Below are 21,180 nucleotides of genomic sequence, written 5' to 3'. Positions count from 1 at the left end.
CTGAGTCCCCGCGTCAGCCCCCGACGCACCCCGTCATCCCCCATCACGTTTTCACGCGCCCCCGGCTCATCCGGGGGCGTGCTTGCATCTGGAGACCTCCATGCCCGGACCGCTCTGGCAGGCCACGCGCGACCTGCACCACGCCTGCGAAGCGCATCCCCTCGGACAGCGCATGGCCGCAGGCAATATTACCCGAACCGAATGGGCGGGCTGGCTGACAGCGTTGCGCACGCTGCACCAGATCGTCGATCCGGCCATGCCCGCGCATATGCAGCGCGACACGCTGCTCGCCGCGGACCTGTCCGTCCTGCCACCCGTGCCGCCGCGCCGGGCGGCGCTGAGCTTTGCGCGCGAACTGTGCGGGGCCGACACCACGGGTGCGGCCTATGTCCTGCACGGCGCGCATCGCAGCGGCGGGCGCGTGTTGGCCCCAACGCTGGTCAAGCGCGGGTTGCCCTGCGCGCACGTCTGCTACCGCGATCCCGAGGCCGTGCAGGCCTGGGTGCGCGCGATCCGCGACCGCGGCGATCTGGCCGATCAGGCCCGCGCGACGTTTGCGTGTCTGCTGGCGGTGATGGACGAGATCGTGACTTCCCAACAGGCGCACCAGCCATGAAGAGCCTGTCGCCCGAGCTGAAGGCGCATCTCGACAGCCGCACCACCACGCTCGCCTGGTGCTGGCGGCTCACCCGCGCCGATGGCGTCACCTTTGGCTTCACCGATCATGACCGGGGGATCGCGTTCGAGGACACCGCGTTCGAGCCCGAGAGTGGGTTGACCGCGTCCGAGATCCGCACCGGCTCCGATCTGTCGGTCGATGCGCAGGACGCCGAAGGCGCGCTCACCTCCGATCGCATCTCCGAGACCGATATCCTGGCCGGGCTCTGGGACGCGGCGCAAGTCGAGGTCTGGCGCGTGAACTGGGCCGATCCCGGCCAGCGCGTGCTGATGCGCCGCGGCGCCATCGGCGAGATTCGGCGCGGACGGACGGCCTTCGTGGCGGAGGTCCGGTCGCTCGCCCACATCCTCGGTCAGACCGTCGGGCGGATGTTCCAGGGCAGCTGTGATGCCGATCTCGGGGATGCGCGCTGCCGGGTCGATCTTGACGACCCAGCCTTCACCGGCAGCGGCACGGTCCTGGAGCCGCTGCGCGACCGGGTGTTTCGCGCGGCGGGGCTCGGCGGGTTCGCCCCCGGCTGGTTCGCGTTTGGTACGCTGCACTGGGACAGCGGCGAGACTGCCGGGCGCCGGGTCGAGGTCCTCTCGCACGAGGTCGTAGACGGCATCGCCACCCTGACCCTGCTCGAGGCCCCCGCCCGGCCGATCGCGACCGGCGACACCTTCACCGCCCGCGCGGGCTGCGACAAGCGCATCGAGACCTGTGGCGCGAAGTTCGCCAACAGCGTCAATTTCCGGGGCTTCCCGCATATCCCGGGCCAGGACACCATCCTGCGCTATGCCACCCGGGACGGCGGGCATGAGGGAGGTGTGTTGTGAGCTCCGCCGATCCGGACGTGGTGATCGCCGTAGCGCGATCCTGGCTCGGCACGCCGTATCACGACCAGGCCAGCCTCAAGGGCGTCGGCTGCGACTGCCTCGGGCTGGCACGCGGTGTCTGGCGCGAGGTGGTCGGACCGGAGCCGGTCGAGGTCCCGCCCTATTCGAGAGATTGGGGCGAGACCGGGCCGCGGGACGTGCTGGCCGACGGCGCGCGCGCCATGATGATCGAAGTGTCGCCCGCTGACGCCGGTCCCGGCGGGCTGGTCCTGTTCCGCATGAAGCCCCGCGCCATCGCCAAGCATGTCGGGATCCTGACCAGCTCCGACAGCTTCCTGCACGCCTACGAGCGCCTCGGCGTCATCGAGGAACCGCTCACCCCATCCTGGCGGCGGCGCATCGCCTTCGCCTTCCTGTTTCCGCCGCGCTGAGATACCTCCATGGCCACGCTTGTTCTCGGGGCCGTCGGCACCGCCATTGGCGGCAGCATCGGCGGGTCCATCCTCGGCGTCAGTGCCGCCACCATCGGCGGCTTTGTCGGCTCCACCATCGGCTCCGCCGTCGACAGCTGGATCGTCTCCTCGCTGGCCCCCAGCCAGCGCATCGAGGGTCCGCGGCTCGAAAGCCTGCGCATCACCTCCTCGACCGAGGGCGCCGTCCTCCCACGCGTCTATGGCCGCATGCGCATGGGTGGCAACGTGATCTGGGCCACGGATTTCCGCGAGGAAACAAAGACCACCACGCAGAGCGGCGGCAAGGGCGGCGGGGGCAGCAAGGTCAAGAGCACCGAGTATCTCTACTACGCCAGTTTTGCGGTCGCGTTGTGCGAGGGGCCGATTACCGGCATCGGGCGCATCTGGGCGGACGGCAAGCTGCTGGACACAGCTGGGATCACGTGGCGCTGGCACCCCGGCGATGAGGACCAGACGCCCGACCCGTTCATGGCGGCGAAGATGGGGGCGGCCAACACCCCGGCCTATCGCGGCACCGCCTATGTGGTCTTCGAGGATCTGGCGCTGGCCGATTACGGCAACCGCCTGCCGCAGCTGACCTTCGAGGTCTTTCGACCATTGGCGGATCCCGACACGGCCGAAGGGCTCACGCGCGCGACCGCCATGCTGCCGGGCACCGGCGAGGTGGCCTATGCCACGACGGGTATGCGCGCGGGCAGCGGCGGGTCGCAAACACCCGAGAACCTCACCGTGCGCTCGGACGCGACCGACATGGTGGTGGCACTCGACCAGCTTCAGGCCAGCGCGCCGCATGTGGAAAGCCTGACCCTGCCGGTGGTCTGGTTCGGTGACGATCTGAGGGCGGGGGCGTGCCAGATCAAGCCGGGTGTCGAGGTGGCCACCAAAGTGACGAGTCCGCACACCTGGTCGGTCAACGGTGTGGCGCGCGGCGCGGCGCATCTCGTGAGCCGGACCAATGATGGCGATCCGGCCTTCGGGGGCACCCCGGCGGATTTCGCGGTGGTGGAGGCGATCCGCGAGGCAAGGGCGCGGGGCTTGCGCGTGACCCTTTTACCCACTCTGCTGATGGATGTTCCGCCCGGAAACGCCCGGCCCAACCCGTATTCTGACGAAGCAGCGGCGGTGGGTCAGCCCACCTATCCCTGGCGGGGGCGGATCACCTGTTCGCCTGCGGTTGGCTATGCGGGAACAGTCGACAAGACCGGTTCCGCGGAAAGCCAGGTGGCCGCGTTCTTTGGCACAGCGACGCCGGCGCAATTCGCGGTGTCTGGCGACAGCGTCAGCTGGACCGGCGCGGGCGGCGATTGGGGGCTGCGCCGCATGGTGCTGCACTACGCCCATCTCTGCGCGGCCGCCGGGGGTGTTGATACCTTCCTGATCGGGAGCGAGATGCCCGGGCTGACCACCATTCGCTCCGGGGCCAGCACCTATCCGGCGGTACAGGCCTTGCGCGATCTCGCAGCAGACGTGCGCACCATCCTGGGGACGGGCACAAAGATCAGCTACGCGGCCGACTGGTCGGAATACTTCGGGCACCAGCCCAGCGATGGCAGCGCAGATGTCCATTTCCACCTCGACCCGCTCTGGGCCGATCCGTTGATCGATTTCGTCGGCATCGATTGTTTCATACCACTCTCGGACTGGCGCGACGGGTTCCTCCATGAGGACGCACTGCAAGGCTGGCCGGCGATCTACGACCGGGCCTACCTGCAGGCGAACATCGCAGGCGGGGAAGGCTTTGACTGGTCCTATGCCAGTGCGGCGGATCGGTCGGCGCAGATCCGCACCCCGATCACTGATCCAGCCCATGACATCCCTTGGCTCTTTCGCCCCAAGGACCTGCGCGCCTGGTGGTCCAACGCGCATTACGACCGCCCGGGCGGCGTCGAGTCCGGCACGCCGACGGCCTGGGGGCCGCAGTCCAAGCCGATCCGCTTCACCGCCCTCGGCTGTCCTGCCATTGATCGCGGCGCGAACCAGCCGAGCGTTGCCGCGCATCCGAGCCCCTCCGGCATGGCGCTGCCGCATGCCTCGCGCGGCTGGCGTGACGATGCGATCCAGCGGGCTTACCTGGAGGCGACATACCTCTGGTGGGGCGAGGCCGCGCACAACCCGACCTCTGATCTCGACGGCGCGCGGATGATCGACATGGCCAACTGCACCGCCTGGTGCTGGGATGCGCGCCCCTATCCGTTCTTTCCTGAGCGTGGCACCTGGCGAGATGCCCCCGACTGGCGGCGCGGGCCATGGCTCACTGGTCGGCTCGGTGCCGTGTCACTCGCGGCCCTCGTCCGCCATCTCTGCCTGCGCGCCGGGCTGCCTGCGTCCCGCATCGACGTCTCCGGTCTTTGGGGCGCGGTCGAGGGCTATATCATCAGCGCCCTCGAGGCGCCGCGCGCCTCCATCGGCATCCTCGCGCGCCACTTCGGGTTCGATGCCGTCGAGACCGAAGGCATGATCCGCTTTGTCATGCGCGGCCGTGGGGCCAGCGCAAAGCTGAGTCTTGGGGATCTGGTGCCACTCGGGCGTGACGGCGAGGCGCTTGAAAAGACCCGCGGCCAGGAGACCGAACTGCCCCAGGCGCTCAAATGGCAGGTCGCCCGCGCCGACGAGGATTACGAGGCCGCCCTCGTGGAAGCGCGCCGCATCACCGTGTCGGCCAGCCGAATCGCCTCCGAGCGCTTCCCCGTCGCCGTGCCCCCCGAGGAGGCCGAGCGGCGCTGTCGCCGTGCATTGATGGAAGCCTGGTCGGGCCGCGACAGCGCGATGTTTCGTTTGCCGCCCTCGCGGTTGGCGCTGGATCCGGCCGATGTTGTCACGCTCGTTGACGGCGAAAGACAGACTGATCTGCGGCTGGTCTCGATCAGCGACGCGGAGGCTCGCGCCATTGAGGCAGTGCGCCAGGACAGGACGGTTTATGATTTGCCCTCCGGCGTGGCGCGCGTGGCCGCGCCGGCCACCGCGCGGGTGTTCGGCGCCCCCGTCGCCGTAATCCTCGATCTGCCGCAGCTGCGCGAGGACCTCAGGCCGCATCAGCCCCTGGCCGCGGCCCATGCCGCGCCCTGGCCCGGCGAAATGGCCGTGTTCCGCAGCCCGGCCGAGGATGGCTTCACGCTGCTGATATCCATTCCGGCTCGTGCTCGCATTGGCACTCTGGTTGGGGATGTGCCAGTCGGACCCGTCTCGCGGTTCGATCTGGGCAATGCGCTCACCGTGGATCTGCTGTCCGGCACGCTGCAGAGCGTCACCGACCTGGCCCTTTTCGGCGGCGCCAATGCGCTCGCCGTCGAGAGCGCGCCCGGTACCTGGGAAGTCCTGCAGGCCGGTTCGGCCGAACTGATTGCACCCGGACGCTATCGTCTCACCCGGCTCCTGCGCGGCCAGCGCGGCACCGAGGACGCCATGGGCCGGCCCGCGCCCGCGGGAGCCCGCGTGGTGGTGCTGGATGACGCCTTGACGCCGCTGCCCATCGCCGAGGGCGATCTTGGCCTCCCGTGGAGCTGGCGCCTCGGGCCGGCCAGCCGACCGTTCACGGACGAGACCTATGTGGCGCTGGCCTTCACGCCCGCAGGCGTGGGGCTGCGGCCGTTTTCCGTGGGGCATGTCACGCAGCCCTGGCTGACCGGGCGCGTGCCCGGTGATCTCGAGATTGGCTGGGTGCGGCGGTCCCGCGCGCTCTCGGCCGACAGCTGGACCGCGGCCGAGGTGCCGCTGGGCGAAGAGACCGAGGCGTATCTGCTGGAGATCCTGGACGGCGCAGCCGTCAAGCGCCGCCTGCAGGTCAGCGCACCCCGGGCCATCTACAGCGCCGCCGATCAGACCGCGGACTGGGGCGGGCTGCTGGGGCCCGGCGACACCCTCACGGTCCGCATCGCCCAGCTTTCGGCGCTTTACGGGCCGGGTGCGCCCCGGACCGTCACCCTGCACTTCTGAAAGGAGGTCCCCCATGTCGGACGCCACGGCACGCCTGCTGCTGCCCTATATCCTGGCCGCGCAGGCCCAGAAGCACGTCACCCATAACGAGGCCCTGCGCCGTCTCGACGGGCTGATCAATCTCACCGTCGCGGATCGGACCCGGTCCGCGCCGCCCGCCGGCCCGGCAGAGGGTCAGGCGCATCTCGTGGCAGGCGGCGCCTCCGGGCTCTGGGAGGGCTGGTCCGGCGACATCGCCGTCTGGACGGACGGGGCCTGGCTGCGTTTGCCCGCGCAGCCCGGCTGGCGACTCTGGGTGATCGACGAGGACGTCATGCTGGTGCGCGTCGGGCCAGACTGGATCCCGCTGGACGCGGTCCTGGGGCTGGTCAGCCGCGGGGCCAGCGTCACGCTGGCGGAGGGGGCCACGGGAAGCACCACCGGACTCGGGATCATCGCGGCCACGGCGTCCGGGCTGTCGGGCACCGAGGTGACCACATCGCTGGTCCTGCCCGCCAATGCGCTCATCCTCGGCGTGACCGCGCGCGTCACCACGGCCATTGCGGGAGCCACGGGCTTTGCGCTCGGGATCGCTGGTGAGCCCGCACTGTTCGGGGCCGGGTATGCCGGCGACGCGAACACCGAGGTCGTCGGTGCGATCAGCCCGAGGGTGGTCGCGACCCCGACGCCGGTGATCGTCACGGCCGAGGGTGGCAGTTTCACCGGCGGGGCGCTGCAGCTTGCCTGTCACACGCTCACCCTGGGAGCCCCGACATGAGCAACGACTCCTCCCCCGGCGTCCTGAGCGAGGTGGTCGCGGCCTTCCGCGATCACGGGCTGACGGCGGCCATCACCGCGCTGATCGGCGGCTTTCTGGCGCTCATCGCCGCCATCACCCGCCGCGCCTTCACCAATGAAGCCCTGCTCCAGCGGCTGGATCGGGAGTTGAGCGCCGAGCGCCAAAGGCTCGATGCGCAGCGCGCCGAGGACCGCAAGGTCGACGCCGATCGGCTCGACCGCATCGAGACCGACATCCGCGCCGTCCGCAACATGCTGTTCGAGGCCTTCCAGCGCGGCCCGCCCGGCTGATCCCGGGCCCGGACGTAACATTCGAACCCCATCCTCGCCCGCAGGACCCGCTGCGGGCAGTTTGCTGTCCAGAGGAGGCACCGATGCCCGATACCATCCAAACATTTCGCCATTTCCGCGAGGTGCCAGATCATCTCTGGCGCTGGCCGAACTTCTCGCCCGCCGAGATCGCCTGCCGCGGCACCGGCAAGCTGAAGCTGCACCCCGAAGCGCTCGACACCCTCCAGGCGCTGCGCGACCGGCTGGGCAAGCCGCTGATCGTCAACTCCGGCTATCGCAGCCCCGAGCACAACCGCGCGGTCGGCGGGGCGACCCGGTCCAAGCACATGGAGGGGACCGCCTTCGATATTTCCATGGCGAACCATGACCCGGAGGTCTTCGAGGCGGCGGCGCGGGAGGTGGGGTTTCTAGGCTTCGGCTTCTACCCGCGCTCGAACTTCATGCATGTCGATCTGGGACCGGCCCGGTCCTGGGGCACGCCCTTCCCGCCGCGGGCCACGCCTTTTCCGCCGGAAACCCCACCTGCGCGCGAAGTGCTCGCCGAAAGCCGGACGCTCAAAGGGACCGGGGCGGCGGGTGTGGCGACGGCCGGCGCCGGCGGTGTCGAGGTGGCACAGGAGGTCCTTGCCGAGGCGCAAGGCGCCGTCCTGCCGCTGGTGCCGTATCTGGACACGCTGCGGTGGGTGTTCATCGCGCTGGCGCTCGGCGGAATCGGTATTGCGGTATGGGCACGGGTGGATGACTGGCGCAAGGGACGGCGGTGATGTGGGGCGGATTGCTGACCGGGGTCTTGGCTCGACCGTGGGCACGGCGCGCGGCGACCATCTCCCTCGTCGCGCTCACCATCACCCTGTTTTTACTCAACCTCCGCAAAGCGGGCGAGCGCGCCGGGCGCGCCGCTGAGCGGCTGGACATGCTGGAGCGTCGCAATGCCATTCAACGCCGGATGCTGGAGGTGGCCGCGCGTCGCCCTCGTGATCGGAACGCTCTTCTCGAGCGGTTGCGCGGGGGTGGGTTCTGATGTCGTGCCAAGCGCGTGTCCGCCGGTGGTAGAGTACAGCCCGGCCGAGCAGGCGCGCGTGGCAGACGAAGTGGCCGCGCTGCCGGAGGGCGCAGCGATCGTGGGCTGGCTCTCGGATTACGCCATGCTGCGGGACCAGGTGCGGGTGTGCGACCGGTCGGAGGGATCGCGTTGATCGTCCGATATTGCTACTCGACAACCGGATAGAACGGGCGGCCCCAGTCCTCTTGGGGGTTATCCATCATCAGGTTCACGAAAATGGGCATCAGAAGGCCCAGAATTGCTGCACCATCGCGGACCTGCGCGCGGTTCACGCCGCTGTTCCACGTCGATCCCCCATGCACCAGTTGATTGCGCAGCACGTAGAGCCGGTCGAAGACGAAGCTGAGAACACGCACGCTGTCGCCGGCCTGGAACGCCTGTGCGAAGCTGCGAGAGGATGTCCGGAATCTTTCCTCCCAGTCCTCGAACCCGTCAATCCCGTTCTGGTGCTGCCAGAACGGGTTGAAGACGAAACGGTTCTCCATGAGGGTTCGAACCGGACCCGAGAACCGCTGCCATAGCGCCGTGTAGATGCGCCGTTCTTCGTCCCGCGCCACCAGCTTGCCGAAGTAATCGACGAAGGCTGCCCGTTCTCCTGGGGCCATTGACTGGAATTCGCGCTCGTCCGCATAGGCCGCATTGAAAGCGATCCAGAGAAAGATGAAGCGGGCATCGTGGTCATCACCGCACGTCTCGGCGCGCCCGATCCAACTGATCGCGCGGTGCACGCGCAGCCCCATCGTCTCGGGAAAATTCGAGCGGATCGCGCGTTGCTTGTCTTTCAGGGGCTGAAACCGGGGCTCGAAGGTCAAGGCAATACTCCCTGCAGGAAACGGCGGCCACGTTGGCGAGGCACTGCGTGCCGTATGTCATACCCGAGAATTCAGGCTGCCAGCTTCCCGCGCTCAACGCAAATGCCGCTTGAGGCGTCGATTTGAGCGCCGTCTTTCATTGTTTGGTGCTTGTAAACCGGGCCACATCCGAATGTGATGTGTCTGCCAGTCATGATGCCCTCATTGAACACGAGGACAGACATGACACGATACGAGACCCTTCTGCTTTTGACCTGCGCTTCGCGCGTGGCGCAGACGTTTTCCCATGGCAGCCGCCCTGCGAGCGAACTTTCCGAATGGCTGGAGCGCAACCCGCTGGGCTTCGACTGGAACCCCGAGACCAGTCCTTTTTCACAGACGCAGGTGTCGCGCCAGGACTGGACCGAGTTGCAGACCATGCTTGCACGCCGGATCGCACAGGTGCGACGGGCACGCCCTGACGCATTGGCGCGGAACTGTGCCGAGCTGGCGCATTATCTGCGCATTAACCGGGTCGAGACGGATATTTTCATGCTTTCGGCGCGGGGGGCGCAGGGTGGGCCACTGGCGGCGCTGATTGACAACCTTGTAGATGACGCGCGCCTGCCGGTGGATCAGGTGATTGCCTGTCTGACGGCGCATCCGGACGCGTCTATCCGCAAGGCCATGAGCGCGACAGGCAAACTGATGAGCGCCGGGCTGATCTCGCGCGAGGGTAGGCGGCACAACAATCACGGCCTGTCGCCCAACACGCGGCTGGTGCGGGCTCTGGAGCCGCCGACCCGCGGCTTGCACGACATTCTGCACGGGTTGTTCGCGACGCCCGCAGCCCCTGAAACCACATGGGCGGATTTCGAACATCTTGGCGACGCGCGCGACTTCGCGGCGCGACTGCTGAAAGGGGCGCTTACCCGCAAGGCCGCTGGCGTGAACCTCCTGCTTTATGGTCCGCCCGGCACAGGCAAGACCGAGTTCTGCAAACTGCTTGGCGCGCACCTCGGCGCGCAGCTTTTCGCAGTCGGCGAGACGGACGACGAGGGCGACGAGCCCTCGCGCAGTGAACGTCAGATGCAGTTGCGGCTGGGTCAGCACCTGTTGGCGGGCAGACGCGACGCGCTGGTGCTGTTCGACGAGATGGAGGATTTGTTGGACGGGTCTGATCTGGGTTTCCTGTTCGGCATGAACCGGAGGGGCGGATCGAAGGTGCATCTGCACCGGCTTCTGGAAACGAACCCCGTTCCCACCCTCTGGACCAGCAACAGCATCGACCGGATCGACCCTGCCATCCTGCGTCGCGTGGCCTTTGCGATTGAATTGCGCAAACCGCCTCAGCAGGTGCGCGCGCGCATCTGGGCGCGGCTGTCGGACAAGCATCGCATGAAGCTGGACCCAGCGACGCAGGACCAGCTGGCACGGGAAAGCGAGGAGGCCCCCGCTCTGGCCGACACCGCCCTGCGTGCCACAAAGTTGGCGGGCGGGCGCAAGGCCGATCTGCACCTGACCTTGCGCGCCTCGGCCAAGGCGGTGCGGGGCGGGCGCGAGCCGGCCCCTGCGGCCAAGGCCGAAGCGGACTTCGATCCGCGTCTGACCCATGCCGATATCGACCTGGACGCCATACTGCAGCGCCTGGCAGTCAAGGATGCGCCCCGCGCGGTGTCGCTGTGCCTGTCTGGCCCGCCCGGCACCGGCAAGAGCGCCTTCGCTCGCCACCTGGCCGAGGCGATGGGGCTGCCGGTGGTGCAAGAACGCGCCTCTGATCTGATGGGGATGTATGTCGGCCAGACCGAGGCGCGGATCGCGAGAGCCTTTGGACAGGCCCGGCAAGAGGGCGCTTTCCTGATCTTCGACGAGGCCGACAGCCTGCTCTCCACGCGCGAGAGCGCGCAGCGCAGCTGGGAGGTGAGCAAGGTCAACGAGATGCTGACCTGGATGGAAAGCCACCCGCACCCCTTCGCCTGCACCACCAACATGGCCGACCGGCTGGACCCGGCCGCGTTGCGCCGATTTACCTTTCGCGCGACCTTCTTGCCGCTAGCGGCCTCGCAGCGGGTGGACGCGTTCCGGCGCTTCTTCGGCGCGACACCGCCCAAGGGTTTGCAAGCACTGGATTTGCTGACGCCCGGAGATTTTGCCGTGGTGGCCAAGCGCGCGCGGGTTCTGGACATCCGCGCCGCGGACGATCTGCTGGCGGAACTGGCGCGCGAGCAGCATGCCAAGCCCGGTGCGCGCGTACGGGTCGGGTTCTGAAATGCTTGATCCGAAAGGCAAATCGGGCCAGCGTCAGGGCGAAAGCGAGACACCGATGCGTTATGCCCGCAATACCGACCTGATCAGGCTTGCGCTGCGCATGCAGGGCACGGCGGAAGGTGTGTCGCTTGGCGACATCATGGCGGAATTCGAGGTCTCGCGCAGCACCGCCGAACGGATGCGCAACGCCCTTCTGGATGCACTGCCGCAGATCGAAACACGCGGGGGTCCGGGTGGCGAAAGGCGCTGGCGTCTGTCGCCGCGCTGTCTGGGCGGCATGACGCAGCCCACGCTGGACGAGATCGCCGCCCTCCACCGCGCGCGCGAACTGGCCACGCGCGAGGGCGACAGCGCCACGGCCAAAGACCTCGACGGCCTCGCCACCCGTCTTCAAGCCTCGCTGCCCGCGCCCGCGCGCACCCGGTTGGACCCCGATTCCGCGGCGCTGCTGGAGGCTGATGGCGTCGCCCTGCGCCCCGGCCCGCGCGAGGTGATCGCGCCCGATATCCTGCAGACCTTGCGCCAGGCGATCATGGCCGGGGTCTGGGTGAATGTTGACCACCGTGCGCGGGCCAGTGGCAAGCTCAGCCGCGATGTCTGGCTCGGGCCGCTGGCCATGCTGCTGGGCGAGGGTCGGCAATACCTGGTGGCCTGGAGCGAGTATCAGGACGACGTGCGCCTTTTCGCGCAGGCGGGGTTCGAGCGGATCGAGCTGAGCGACGAGGTGTTCGAACGGCCCGATGAGTTCGACCTGGAGGCCTACCTGTCGCGCGCCTTTGGCGTGTTCCAGGAAGAGGTGCAGGAGGTGGTCTGGCGTTTCACGCCCGAGGCCGCGTCGGAGGCGCGAAAGTTCCTGTTTCACCCCACGCAGGAGATGTCGGACGAGCCCGACGGTAGCCTCACCGTCCGCTTCCGCGCCGGTGGAATGCTGGAAATGTGCTGGCACCTGTTTCGCTGGGGGGACCGGGTAGAGGTGCTGGTGCCTGAGGAATTGCGGGAGGTGTATGAACAGCAGTTGAAACGAGCATTGACGCTAAATTCATTGAAGGAAGGGAGCAAAGAAGATGGCTGAGTTTTTGTTTGGGGATGATTTGAGCAATAGGATCAGGGAAGTCGCGCGCCGACCCGATGCAAGATGCGCTGTTGCATTTTGGGGGATCGGTGCCGCTTACGAAGTCTTCGGCGGAGAGTTCGACCAACGGGATGATGTGAAGATCATTTGTGACATCAGCATGGGTGGGACGAATCCCTTGACCCTTCGACAGCTTGGCGCACCAGAAAACAACTATCTCAAGTATAAGGATAAGCTACACGCGAAAACTTATCTCTCAGAGGAGGGCTTGGTTGTCGGATCAGCCAATGCCTCCAGCAACGGGATTGGTCGTTCAGGCAGGCCCGCCGGCCTTGTTGAGGCCGGATCATTTTTCCCTGTGGGTTCGCCCGAGTGGCAAGAGGCAAACCGCTGGTTTTGTAGCCTATGGGACGAAGAAGGATGCTTGAAAGTTGATCAACAAGCGTTGGAGCGTGCCGAAGATCTATGGAGCCGTCGCGCGAGACTTCCAGTCGAATTTCAAGCCGAGGCTCCAGCCGGGACTGTCTTGGATTACGACCCTGATCGAGACGGATTGATCTTGTTGAGTTGGTATACAGGTAACGGTGGGCAAGTTCATAATATAGAAGTTGCTGACAACGGCAGGAGCTTTCTGAGGATTTCGGACGATCACAATAATGGAATAATGGGTAAATGGATTTGCTGTTTTCAGACACTTAAAGACGGAACCAGAATGGCAATGAATCGAAATCCATATTTTTTCTTTTCATCAGACTTTGAAAATGAATTTTTTGCTGGGCAAGGTGAGGACCCACATATCGTTTATCAGAGAATAGACGCTCCAATGCCGCCCCCGCCCTTTGATTTCGATGACCCAGATTTTCGGCTTGCGTTTCGAGACGTCATCAGCCGCGATGATTTCTCGCTACTGAGGGACGAAGATCACAATGACCCCTGGCTTTTGATCGACCACATTGATCTGATGGAAAAATTCTGGCGTGCCGTTCAAGATGCCTACCGTAACGCGACCCAAGCCTGATGCGCTACTGCGATAACCACCTCCTCCTCTCCGCCACCGACCTCGCCCGCTTCACCGGGTGCCGGCACGCGACCACGCTCGACCTTGCATATCTGCGGGGCGAGGGGCCGGAGCCGGGCGAGGACAGCGCGGATGCGGCGCTCTTGCAAGACCAGGGGCAGGCGCATGAGGCGGCGCATCTTGACGGGTTGAAAGCGGGCGGGCGGCGCGTGGTGGAGATTGCCGAACGTGATCTCGCTAGCGCCGCCGAAGCGACCCGGGATGCACTGGCCGCGGGCGCGGACGTGGTCTATCAGGGTGCGCTTCTGTCCGGGCGGTGGGGCGGCTGGGCGGATTTCCTCGAACGGGTCGAGACGCCCTCTGATCTCGGCCCGTTCAGCTACCAGGTGGCCGACACCAAGCTCAAGCGCAGCGCCCATCCCAAGCATGTGCTGCAACTTGTCCTCTATTCCGACCTGCTGACCGAAATCCAGGGCACGCCCCCCGAGCGTGCGCATCTCGACCTCGGCGATGGCACGCGAACCATGCTGCGGCTGGCCGATTACGCCGCCTATGCCCGTATGGCCCGCGACCGGCTCGAACGCTTCGTCGACGCGCCCGAGCCGACGCGGCCCATCCCATGTGCTGATTGCGCTCTGTGCCGTTGGGCCGGGCATTGCGAGGGCGTCTGGCAGGCCGAGGACAGCCTGTTCACGGTGGCCAATATCACCCGCGGGCAAGTCAAGAAGCTGGAGACCGCAGGCATCACCACCATGGAGGCACTCGCCAGCCATGACGCCACCGTGCGCGGCATGGCCACCCCGACTCTGGACAAGCTGCGCACGCAGGCCCGCCTGCAAAACGCGCGCAAGACCGGCCCGCCAACCTATGAGTTGCGCGACCATGACCCCGGCAAGGGCTTCAACCTGTTGCCCGAACCGCAACCGGGCGACCTCTTCTACGATATCGAGGGTGATCCCTATTACGAGGGTGGGCTGGAATACCTGCACGGGGTCTGGGACGGCAAAGAGTTCCACACATTCTGGGCCCATGACCATGCGCAGGAGGCGCGGGCGCTGTCCGATCTTTTCGATTTCTTTAGGGCCCGACTCGACGCCTCTCCAGATGCGCGCATTTACCACTACGCGCCTTACGAGATCACTGCCCTGCGCCGCCTGACTACGAAATACGGGATCGGCGAGGCGTTCCTCGACCGCCTGTTACGCGAGCGGCGGTTCGTGGACCTCTATGCCGTGGTGCGCGGTGGGGTGATCGCATCGGAGTCCAACTACTCGATCAAGTCGATGGAGGCGTTCTACGACATTGCGCGCGAGGGCGAGGTGACGACCGCCGGCGGTTCGGTCGTCGCTTATGAAGAATGGCGCGAAAGCGGCGATAAGCGCATTCACGACGAGATCGAGGACTACAACCGCATCGACTGCGTCTCGACCGAAAAACTGCGCGACTGGCTTGTCACCATCCGGCCCGAGGGGCGATGGCCCGCCTTCGACGTGGATGCCAGCGAAAAGGAGGTCGAGGAGGATGAAGCGGCGTTGGCCCTGCGCGGTAGACTTTCCGCGTCCGGCTTGCCCGAAGTGCGGCAGGAAATGCTGTTCAACCTTGGCCTGTTTCACAAGCGCGAGGCAAAGCCCGCATGGTGGGCGATTTTCGACAGCGTCGGCCGAGAGGAGGAAGACCTGATCGACGACCTTGACGCGCTGGCGGGACTGCAGGCGACGGGTAAACCCTTCCCGGTCAAGCGGTCCACCGCACGGCGATATCGATATCCGCAGCAGGAGACAAAGCTGCGTGACGGCGGAACTGCGAGCGTTCCGGCACCCGAAGGCATTGCAACGGTGACGGTCGAGGAAATGGACCCGGCGCAGGGCCTGATCACGCTGAAAGTCGGCAACGCGCGCGCGGACCTGCTGACAGATCGCCTGAACCTTCACCCCAACCCGCCCTTGAACACCGGTGTCATCAGCGCGGCCCTGGGCGATGTCACCGCCGACCAACTTGGTGCGCGTGCCTACCGTGCCGTCGATGACCTGCTGTCGGCCCGCCCGCCGCGGTTGACGGGCCCGGGTGGAGACATCATCGGTGATGCGGACCCGGTCGCAGGGGCTTGTGACGCCGTCGCGCGGATGGACGAGACCGTGCTGCCGATACAGGGGCCGCCCGGCACGGGCAAGACCTATGTCACGGCTCGCGCGATCCTCTCATTGGTGCGAAATGGCTATCGTGTCGGCGTGTCCTCCAACAGCCACGAGGCCATTCGCAACGTGCTGATGGGCTGCATCAGCGCGCTTGAGGACCAGGACCTGCCGATAGAGCTCGAGCTGGTGCACAAGGTATCCAGCGACGAAGACGGCTACCCGGATGACAGCCCGGTTCATCGAACGCGCAACAATGACGAAGCCGCTGGCGGTGGTCATGTTGTCGGCGGCACGGCGTGGTTCTTTGCCCGCGATGAAAACATTCAGGCATTCGACTGGCTCTTCGTGGACGAAGCAGGACAGGTCGGTCTCGCGAACATGGTCGCCATGGGGCGTGCCGCGCGCAACATCGTGTTGGTGGGGGATCCACGTCAGTTGCCACAGGTGATCCAGGGTGCGCATCCCGAGCCTGCGAACCTGTCCTGCCTGGAATGGATGCTGGGCGATCATGCGACCGTGCCGCTGGATCGGGGCATCTTTCTAGGCGTCACCCGGCGGATGCACCCGGACGTGAACCACTTCATCTCGGAACAGGTCTATGAGGGGCGGCTCACCAGCCATGCCGACACGGCACGGCAACGCGTCATGGGCACATCTTTCCCCAAGGCCGGGGCGTTCTGGGTTCCTGTCGTGCATGAGGGCAACGCCCAGATGGCATCGGAGGAGGTCGAGGCGATCCGTCGGGCCTGCGACGATCTGCTCACAGGAAGCTGGACCGACAAGGACGGCCGGGTGCGCCACTTGCGCAAGGACGACATCATCGTCGTCGCGCCCTACAACCTGCAGGTCAACGCCCTGCGCGCAGCCCTGCCGGAAGCGATCCGCGTGGGCACGGTTGACAAATTCCAGGGACAGGAAGCCCCGGTCTGCATCGTCTCGATGACAGCTTCCTCGGCGGAGGAAAGCCCGCGCGGCATGGACTTCCTGTTCTCCCTCAACCGGATCAACGTGGCGGTCTCGCGCGCGAAGGGGCTGGCGCTGGTCTTCGGCGCGCCGCGTCTGCGCGAGGCGAAGTGTGAGACCGTAGAGCAGATGCGCCTGGTGAATACGTTGTGTGCGCTTCCGCAATCGCCGGCCTCGCAACTGGGTGTTGACCGGAGGTTCGATGGCGACTGAATTCAATATGCTGCTATTGGGCGGTGTAGTGATACGGCTTCAAGCGGACCGCCAAATCCTTCGACGAGTTTTTTGGGGCTTGGACGCTCTATCGTTTCTCGGTCTATCCGCATTGCCGATCACAGTCGCACACACGTAGCCAGAGGTCTGAAACTATGCCCCACCGCTCACCCGCCGTTGAGCAGCCGAAAGACCAAACGGAACGCACAGCGCCGACCCTGCACAGAGCTGTGATCGAGACGCTTGCGGCCGACAAAATCTGTGGCTTTCGGGGCACCATCGGCGAAAACGGGGAGTATCTGGACGAGGTCTACAAAAGCAACGCAAGCCTTACCGCGAATGTTGCCTCGGATTACCGTGACCGCTTTCTCATCGAACTAATTCAAAACGCCTACGATGCACATCCCGTGCAAACTCGGGACGGGCGAATCGAGATAACGCTTGATCTGCGTGATGAGGTTGAAGGCACCCTCTTCGTGGCTAACACCGGCCGGGCGTTCACCGCTGATAACGTGAAGGATCTCTGCAACATCGGTCTCTCGCGGAAGCCGCTGGGTGAGTCGATCGGAAACAAAGGCCTCGGCTTTCGCAGTGTCGTGCAGATCACTGACGTGCCAAGGGTCTACTCGCAGCAGTTTGACGCCCCGGCACATGGCTTTTTTTCTGGTTTCTGCTTTGGCTTTGCCGGGGCGGAAGATTACAAGACGCTTATTGATGATCCGCGGCATCGTGAACTAGCGGGACGAGATCTGCCGATTTTTCACATCCCAGTATGGTTGGAGAAGCAGAGAGATGCAGTTCGTGCGTATGCTAAGGCCAGTTTTTCAACGCTCATCGAGCTACCGCTTCGCAATGCGGCTGCCCAAGACGCTGTGCGGCGTGAAATCGAGGAGCTGCGTACTCAACAGAGTCCGATGCTCCTGTTTCTGGATCGCGTCCAGTCACTGAAGTTTCAGATCGTGAACGAGCACGGGGAGACCGAAACGGAATTCACTTTCACCCGCTCGGAAGACGCGAAAAAACTCGGGGCTATCACCCTCTCGCGTGTAGAACTCGGAGCCGCCGGGACATTCCTTGTCGCCCGCCGTGCTGTTTCAGAGCGGACCATGAAGGACGCCATTGCAGAGGCGATAACGCGCAAAGAGTTGAACGAACAGTGGGAAAGTTGGACTGGCGCTGGTGATATCGCTATTTCGGTCAGGCTCGATGCCCCGGTCAAGAGATCGCGGCTATACACGTATCTGCCGATGGGCGATCAGGCCGAAGCCCCGTTCCAAGGATACTTGCATGGCAGTTTTTTTCCTTCGTCCAACCGCAAACACCTGAACGCACGGAATCGGCTGAACGCCGTTCTTTTGGGGGAAGCCACTGCCCTCGTCGCCGAGGCGGTCCGCGAGGTCGTCGCGGACCCGTCTGGTCGGATCTCAAGCTGGCTTACTCAAGACGAACGCGCCGCAGCTGTCGCAGACTTCATGTGCTGGGAAAAGGTCCAGAGCCTGGAGGCCGACGAGGACCTTGCGGAAGCTGTTGCGAGCAATATCGCAAGAGTCTTTGGATGTGACGACTTTGATGACACCCCGGTGGTCCCATGCGCACAATCCGGGACCGTTGGCTTGGCACTAGCATGGAAACCGCCCCGATGTGCGCGCCTATGGCCAAGTGAAACCGGGCTTTTCTCGGCCAGCGAGGCCGCGCGCTTCGCGCAGTTTCTAGGTGTCTGGCCGATCTGGCACGCATTAGATTCAAGGCAAGATCGTTTAAACGATTATCTCCTTGAGCATTCCGATGGCTACACCGGAGAACCTAGCGGAGAAGAACGGGCGCAGCTCGTAGGGAAAGTGGCTGAAAAGCTGCATAATAATCGCCGAACATCCAAGAGTAGTTGGCAGGAGTACTTTGGGCAGATCCCAGATTTCATGGGAAACGACGGAAACTGTCTAGCAGGGTTTCCTGTTCTGATTGGGGATGACGGCGCACTCCACGCAGCTATGTCGCAACCGGCAGAAGCCGTGGGCAGTTCGCGGCCAATACGCAGGCGCCGTCACACGGCAACTGCGATATTTTCACCGCCCGATCCGCGTAGGACTGACACAGATGAAGACTTGGAAGTCGACCCGCCAAAGAAGCTTTCCGAGCGTTTTGGTTTCCTGTCGACCTCTTTTCCATGGCATGGAGAATTGTCCGACGCACGTGCCTATTTTGAGAAACATAAACTCGTCGAGGAGTTCGACCGCGAGGCAATACTGGCACATCTTTCACGCACACTGCGGAACGAACGCAACAAGGAAGTGCTAAAGGGGGGCTTGCGGTGGGCGTTTCAGCTATGGCGGCAGCCCCGGGCAGCTAATCGGTCGTTTCGGCTTCAACCTCAACATCGCTTTCGGGTCCCGGCGCTTGACGGTCGTTACATTGATGCGAACGAAACGGTTTTTTCTGCTGGTTGGCCAGGCCAAACCTCGGGGGGACTACTTCAGGAATTCCTCGATGCGGCACCGCCGGATATCCCAGATCTAGAAGCGTTGGCTTCTCGCAGAATGGCAGCACCAGACCATCCAGTTTTTCGGAACAAGATGATCGACGACTGGGTGGAGTTTCTGTCGGAACTCGGCGTTGGACGTGGCATCAGGCCCGAAAGGAAGGTCTCAAAGAAGAAACATTTTCTGGCGTACCAGATTTGCGACTTTTCCTTTCTTAAAGACTACGGAATCCCGCAATCATTCGGGGATTTATGGCGGGAGGACATCAAGTCTTCGGATCCGTCACTACTCGCTCTTCCATCTACCACGGAGTATGTGATCCAAGGCGAAATTCACTGGCTTCCTGGCCAAGCTGATGTGGAGGCCTTTTCGCCTGTCTGTAAAACACTGTACGCTAGGCTGATCCTTGCTTGGCTGGCGACAACACCAAATGTTCCGTGGGACCTTGTGGTTCACCATAGCTATTCCTACAGGGCCGATCGAAGAAATTGGCCTACGCCACTTTCAGCGTTCTTACGCTCGGAAGCTTGGTTTCTAGTCGAGAATTTCGCGCACTCTGATACTGGACCGGTCGCGGTAAAACCGTCTGACGTTTGGTTGAATGATGCTGAGGGCGAACGATTCCTGCCATACCTCCCCAAACCAGTTCGCGAGCTAAGAAGGATGCTTGAGCGGGGAGGAAATGATCTCGTCCAGTGCTTAAAAGACCGGGCGGAACTACGTATTCTTGGCGACCCTGACACCTTGGCCGACCAACTTGCGTTCCTTGCATACCATTTTTGCTCTGAAGGATTTGATGATCATTTCAGACCTCGGTTGCTAAACCTCTATAATCGAGCATGGCGACAGTTTCTCGCGACCGTGGACGACGGCGGACAGGATCCAGAAGAAACCGAGGTACCTGTAGCGATCCTGATTCAAAAGCATCACCGTGTTGTGCCTGTGAATATGTTCGACGTGGACGAAGCGCCGGGCGAAACCGTATATGTCTGTGACACAGAAAGAGAAAGCGATGCGGGGCTCCTTGCCGCCAGCGGACAGGCGTTCTTCCAACTTAAGGAAAGCGAGCCGGGGCGAACTGGAGAGCTAATCGAGGCATTCTACGGCGATCGTATAAGACGCATGTCCCGCGTCGATTACACGCTTCGCGCTGACGGGAACACCATCGATGAGGCTGAAAAAACGCCAATCCTCGAGGTTTGCCCACACCTTCGTCCTATGCTCGCGGTCGCAACGGAAGCCCTCATCGGCACTGAGGCGCAACGTCTTCCATCCGACCGCTCTGAGCTGCTGGTGAAGCTTGATCGATTAAGTCTGGCAAAAGCATCGACGTTAGGATTCGTTGTCGACGGCATTAGTATCTCGCCGGAACAGATCACCTCACAAGCCTTTAACCTTACTTCTGAAAATGGGCAGTCCGTCGTTCTGGTGGGGAGCACCGAGGAGTGGAATTGGGATCTTGTCGACCGATGCCTTCCAGCGATTTGTGAGGCATTGGGACAGCGGGCACTCACTTCCCATCTCAGGCTACTCCTAGCTCACATCAGCCGTGACGTCCCGCTTGTTAATGCGCAAGCTGACCCCCGAATTGATGTCGGGCGCATGGCCGAGCTTCTGCAGCTTTCGGCCTCTTCGACGGCGGCTGCAAATGCTACGCTAAATGCTGGTCTTGAACGACAGGCACCCTGGATACGTGCCGTCCTTTATCACTTTGCCGGCATTGCCGCAGTCGATCCCTTTGACAACAAACTTGACCGCATAATTAAGGACGAAGGTCTGCTGCGGACCACGCTGGCGAAACTGCTTCCGGAAACTTCCTTTGAAGTCGGTGATCTGTTGGCAGTCTGCCGCTCAGCGTTGGGCCCGGGAGATTTTCGCGAAGCTCTCGGGCTTGATTTCGCCAAATTCAACAAAAGCTTAGCTGCTGTTGGTTTGGAGCCCGAGACTTATCCCGAGCAACACAGTTGGTGTCTTGCGAATTTCTTACGGCAGCGGGAACTCGAAATCACCGAGTGTCTGCTTTCGGTCTACGCCGAAAAGTTGAAAATGATGCAGCCTGCGGACGGCTACGCTGCAGCTAGATGTCGGATCCCGGAAGGTAGTATGGCCGTTTCCTGAACAGGTCGGGCTTGAGTTTGTGCCAGTCTTTCATCGCCTGCAAGGGCGTCTTGCTGCCCAGGGCTGATTGCGGGAGCTGCTGGTTGTAGAG

14 protein-coding genes and 1 pseudogene are annotated in these 21,180 nt (G+C 63.9%); 13 read left to right on the top strand and 2 right to left on the bottom strand.

The window, feature by feature from the left end:
• The first annotated feature begins 100 nt into the window (after nt 1–100).
• The 8 genes from DQW77_RS15970 to DQW77_RS15935 all read left to right on the top strand — a co-directional run bounded on the left by DQW77_RS15970 (nt 101) and on the right by DQW77_RS15935 (nt 7,992).
• On the top strand, nt 101–616 hold the full coding sequence (locus tag DQW77_RS15970; RefSeq protein WP_147094996.1) for a biliverdin-producing heme oxygenase: 516 nt from the start codon (nt 101–103) through the stop codon (nt 614–616).
• Nucleotides 613–1,497 carry a DUF2163 domain-containing protein gene (locus tag DQW77_RS15965; RefSeq protein ID WP_113259220.1) on the top strand — a complete coding sequence of 295 codons (885 nt, stop codon included), beginning with the start codon at nt 613–615 and terminating at the stop codon, nt 1,495–1,497. The genes DQW77_RS15970 and DQW77_RS15965 overlap by 4 nt, the downstream gene beginning before the upstream one ends.
• The gene (locus tag DQW77_RS15960) at nt 1,494–1,928 is read left to right on the top strand and encodes an NlpC/P60 family protein (protein ID WP_113259219.1); all 435 of its coding nucleotides are present in this window, start codon (nt 1,494–1,496) and stop codon (nt 1,926–1,928) included. The genes DQW77_RS15965 and DQW77_RS15960 overlap by 4 nt, the downstream gene beginning before the upstream one ends.
• Nucleotides 1,929–1,937: 9 nt before the next feature.
• Nucleotides 1,938–5,903: a glycoside hydrolase/phage tail family protein gene (locus DQW77_RS15955; RefSeq protein ID WP_113259218.1), complete on the top strand. Its 3,966-nt coding sequence runs from the start codon at nt 1,938–1,940 to the stop codon at nt 5,901–5,903.
• Between the two features lie 13 nt (nt 5,904–5,916).
• Nucleotides 5,917–6,660 (top strand): DUF2793 domain-containing protein, encoded by a 744-nt coding sequence (locus DQW77_RS15950; protein WP_113259217.1) that lies wholly within the window; start codon nt 5,917–5,919, stop codon nt 6,658–6,660.
• On the top strand, nt 6,657–6,971 hold the full coding sequence (locus tag DQW77_RS15945) for a hypothetical protein (protein ID WP_113259216.1): 315 nt from the start codon (nt 6,657–6,659) through the stop codon (nt 6,969–6,971). The genes DQW77_RS15950 and DQW77_RS15945 overlap by 4 nt, the downstream gene beginning before the upstream one ends.
• Nucleotides 6,972–7,054: 83 nt before the next feature.
• Nucleotides 7,055–7,735 (top strand): D-Ala-D-Ala carboxypeptidase family metallohydrolase, encoded by a 681-nt coding sequence (locus DQW77_RS15940; RefSeq protein WP_113259215.1) that lies wholly within the window; start codon nt 7,055–7,057, stop codon nt 7,733–7,735.
• On the top strand, nt 7,735–7,992 hold the full coding sequence (locus DQW77_RS15935; RefSeq protein ID WP_113259214.1) for a hypothetical protein: 258 nt from the start codon (nt 7,735–7,737) through the stop codon (nt 7,990–7,992). The genes DQW77_RS15940 and DQW77_RS15935 overlap by 1 nt, the downstream gene beginning before the upstream one ends.
• A 188-nt stretch (nt 7,993–8,180) precedes the next feature.
• Here DQW77_RS15935 and DQW77_RS15930 read toward each other — a convergent pair whose 3' ends face one another.
• Nucleotides 8,181–8,846 carry a HEPN domain-containing protein gene (locus DQW77_RS15930; protein ID WP_258523886.1) on the bottom strand — a complete coding sequence of 222 codons (666 nt, stop codon included), beginning with the start codon at nt 8,844–8,846 and terminating at the stop codon, nt 8,181–8,183.
• Between the two features lie 222 nt (nt 8,847–9,068).
• Between DQW77_RS15930 and DQW77_RS15925 the strand changes: the two genes are divergently transcribed.
• The 5 genes from DQW77_RS15925 (at nt 9,069) to DQW77_RS15905 (ending at nt 21,089) form a co-directional block, all read left to right on the top strand.
• Nucleotides 9,069–11,093 (top strand): ATP-binding protein, encoded by a 2,025-nt coding sequence (locus tag DQW77_RS15925; RefSeq protein ID WP_181711306.1) that lies wholly within the window; start codon nt 9,069–9,071, stop codon nt 11,091–11,093.
• A 1-nt stretch (nt 11,094) separates the two neighbouring features.
• Nucleotides 11,095–12,165: a YafY family protein gene (locus tag DQW77_RS15920; RefSeq protein WP_181711305.1), complete on the top strand. Its 1,071-nt coding sequence runs from the start codon at nt 11,095–11,097 to the stop codon at nt 12,163–12,165.
• The gene (locus DQW77_RS18090; RefSeq protein WP_147094995.1) at nt 12,158–13,183 is read left to right on the top strand and encodes a phospholipase D family protein; all 1,026 of its coding nucleotides are present in this window, start codon (nt 12,158–12,160) and stop codon (nt 13,181–13,183) included. Before DQW77_RS15920 ends, DQW77_RS18090 begins: the two co-directional genes overlap by 8 nt.
• The gene (locus tag DQW77_RS15910) at nt 13,183–16,494 is read left to right on the top strand and encodes a TM0106 family RecB-like putative nuclease (protein ID WP_113259210.1); all 3,312 of its coding nucleotides are present in this window, start codon (nt 13,183–13,185) and stop codon (nt 16,492–16,494) included. The genes DQW77_RS18090 and DQW77_RS15910 overlap by 1 nt, the downstream gene beginning before the upstream one ends.
• A gap of 155 nt (nt 16,495–16,649) precedes the next feature.
• Nucleotides 16,650–21,089, top strand: a complete 4,440-nt coding sequence (locus DQW77_RS15905) for an ATP-binding protein (protein WP_113259209.1) — start codon at nt 16,650–16,652, stop codon at nt 21,087–21,089.
• Here DQW77_RS15905 and DQW77_RS15900 read toward each other — a convergent pair.
• Nucleotides 21,049–21,180, bottom strand: a pseudogene (locus DQW77_RS15900) (IS481 family transposase); the annotation flags it as partial. The gene DQW77_RS15905 and the pseudogene DQW77_RS15900 sit on opposite strands and share 41 nt — an antisense overlap.

The sequence above is a fragment of the Roseovarius sp. TE539 genome (genome assembly GCF_003298505.1).
Classification (GTDB): domain Bacteria; phylum Pseudomonadota; class Alphaproteobacteria; order Rhodobacterales; family Rhodobacteraceae; genus Roseovarius.
Note: the sequence above shows the minus strand (reverse complement) of the source record. Positions and strands in the feature narration are given on the sequence as shown.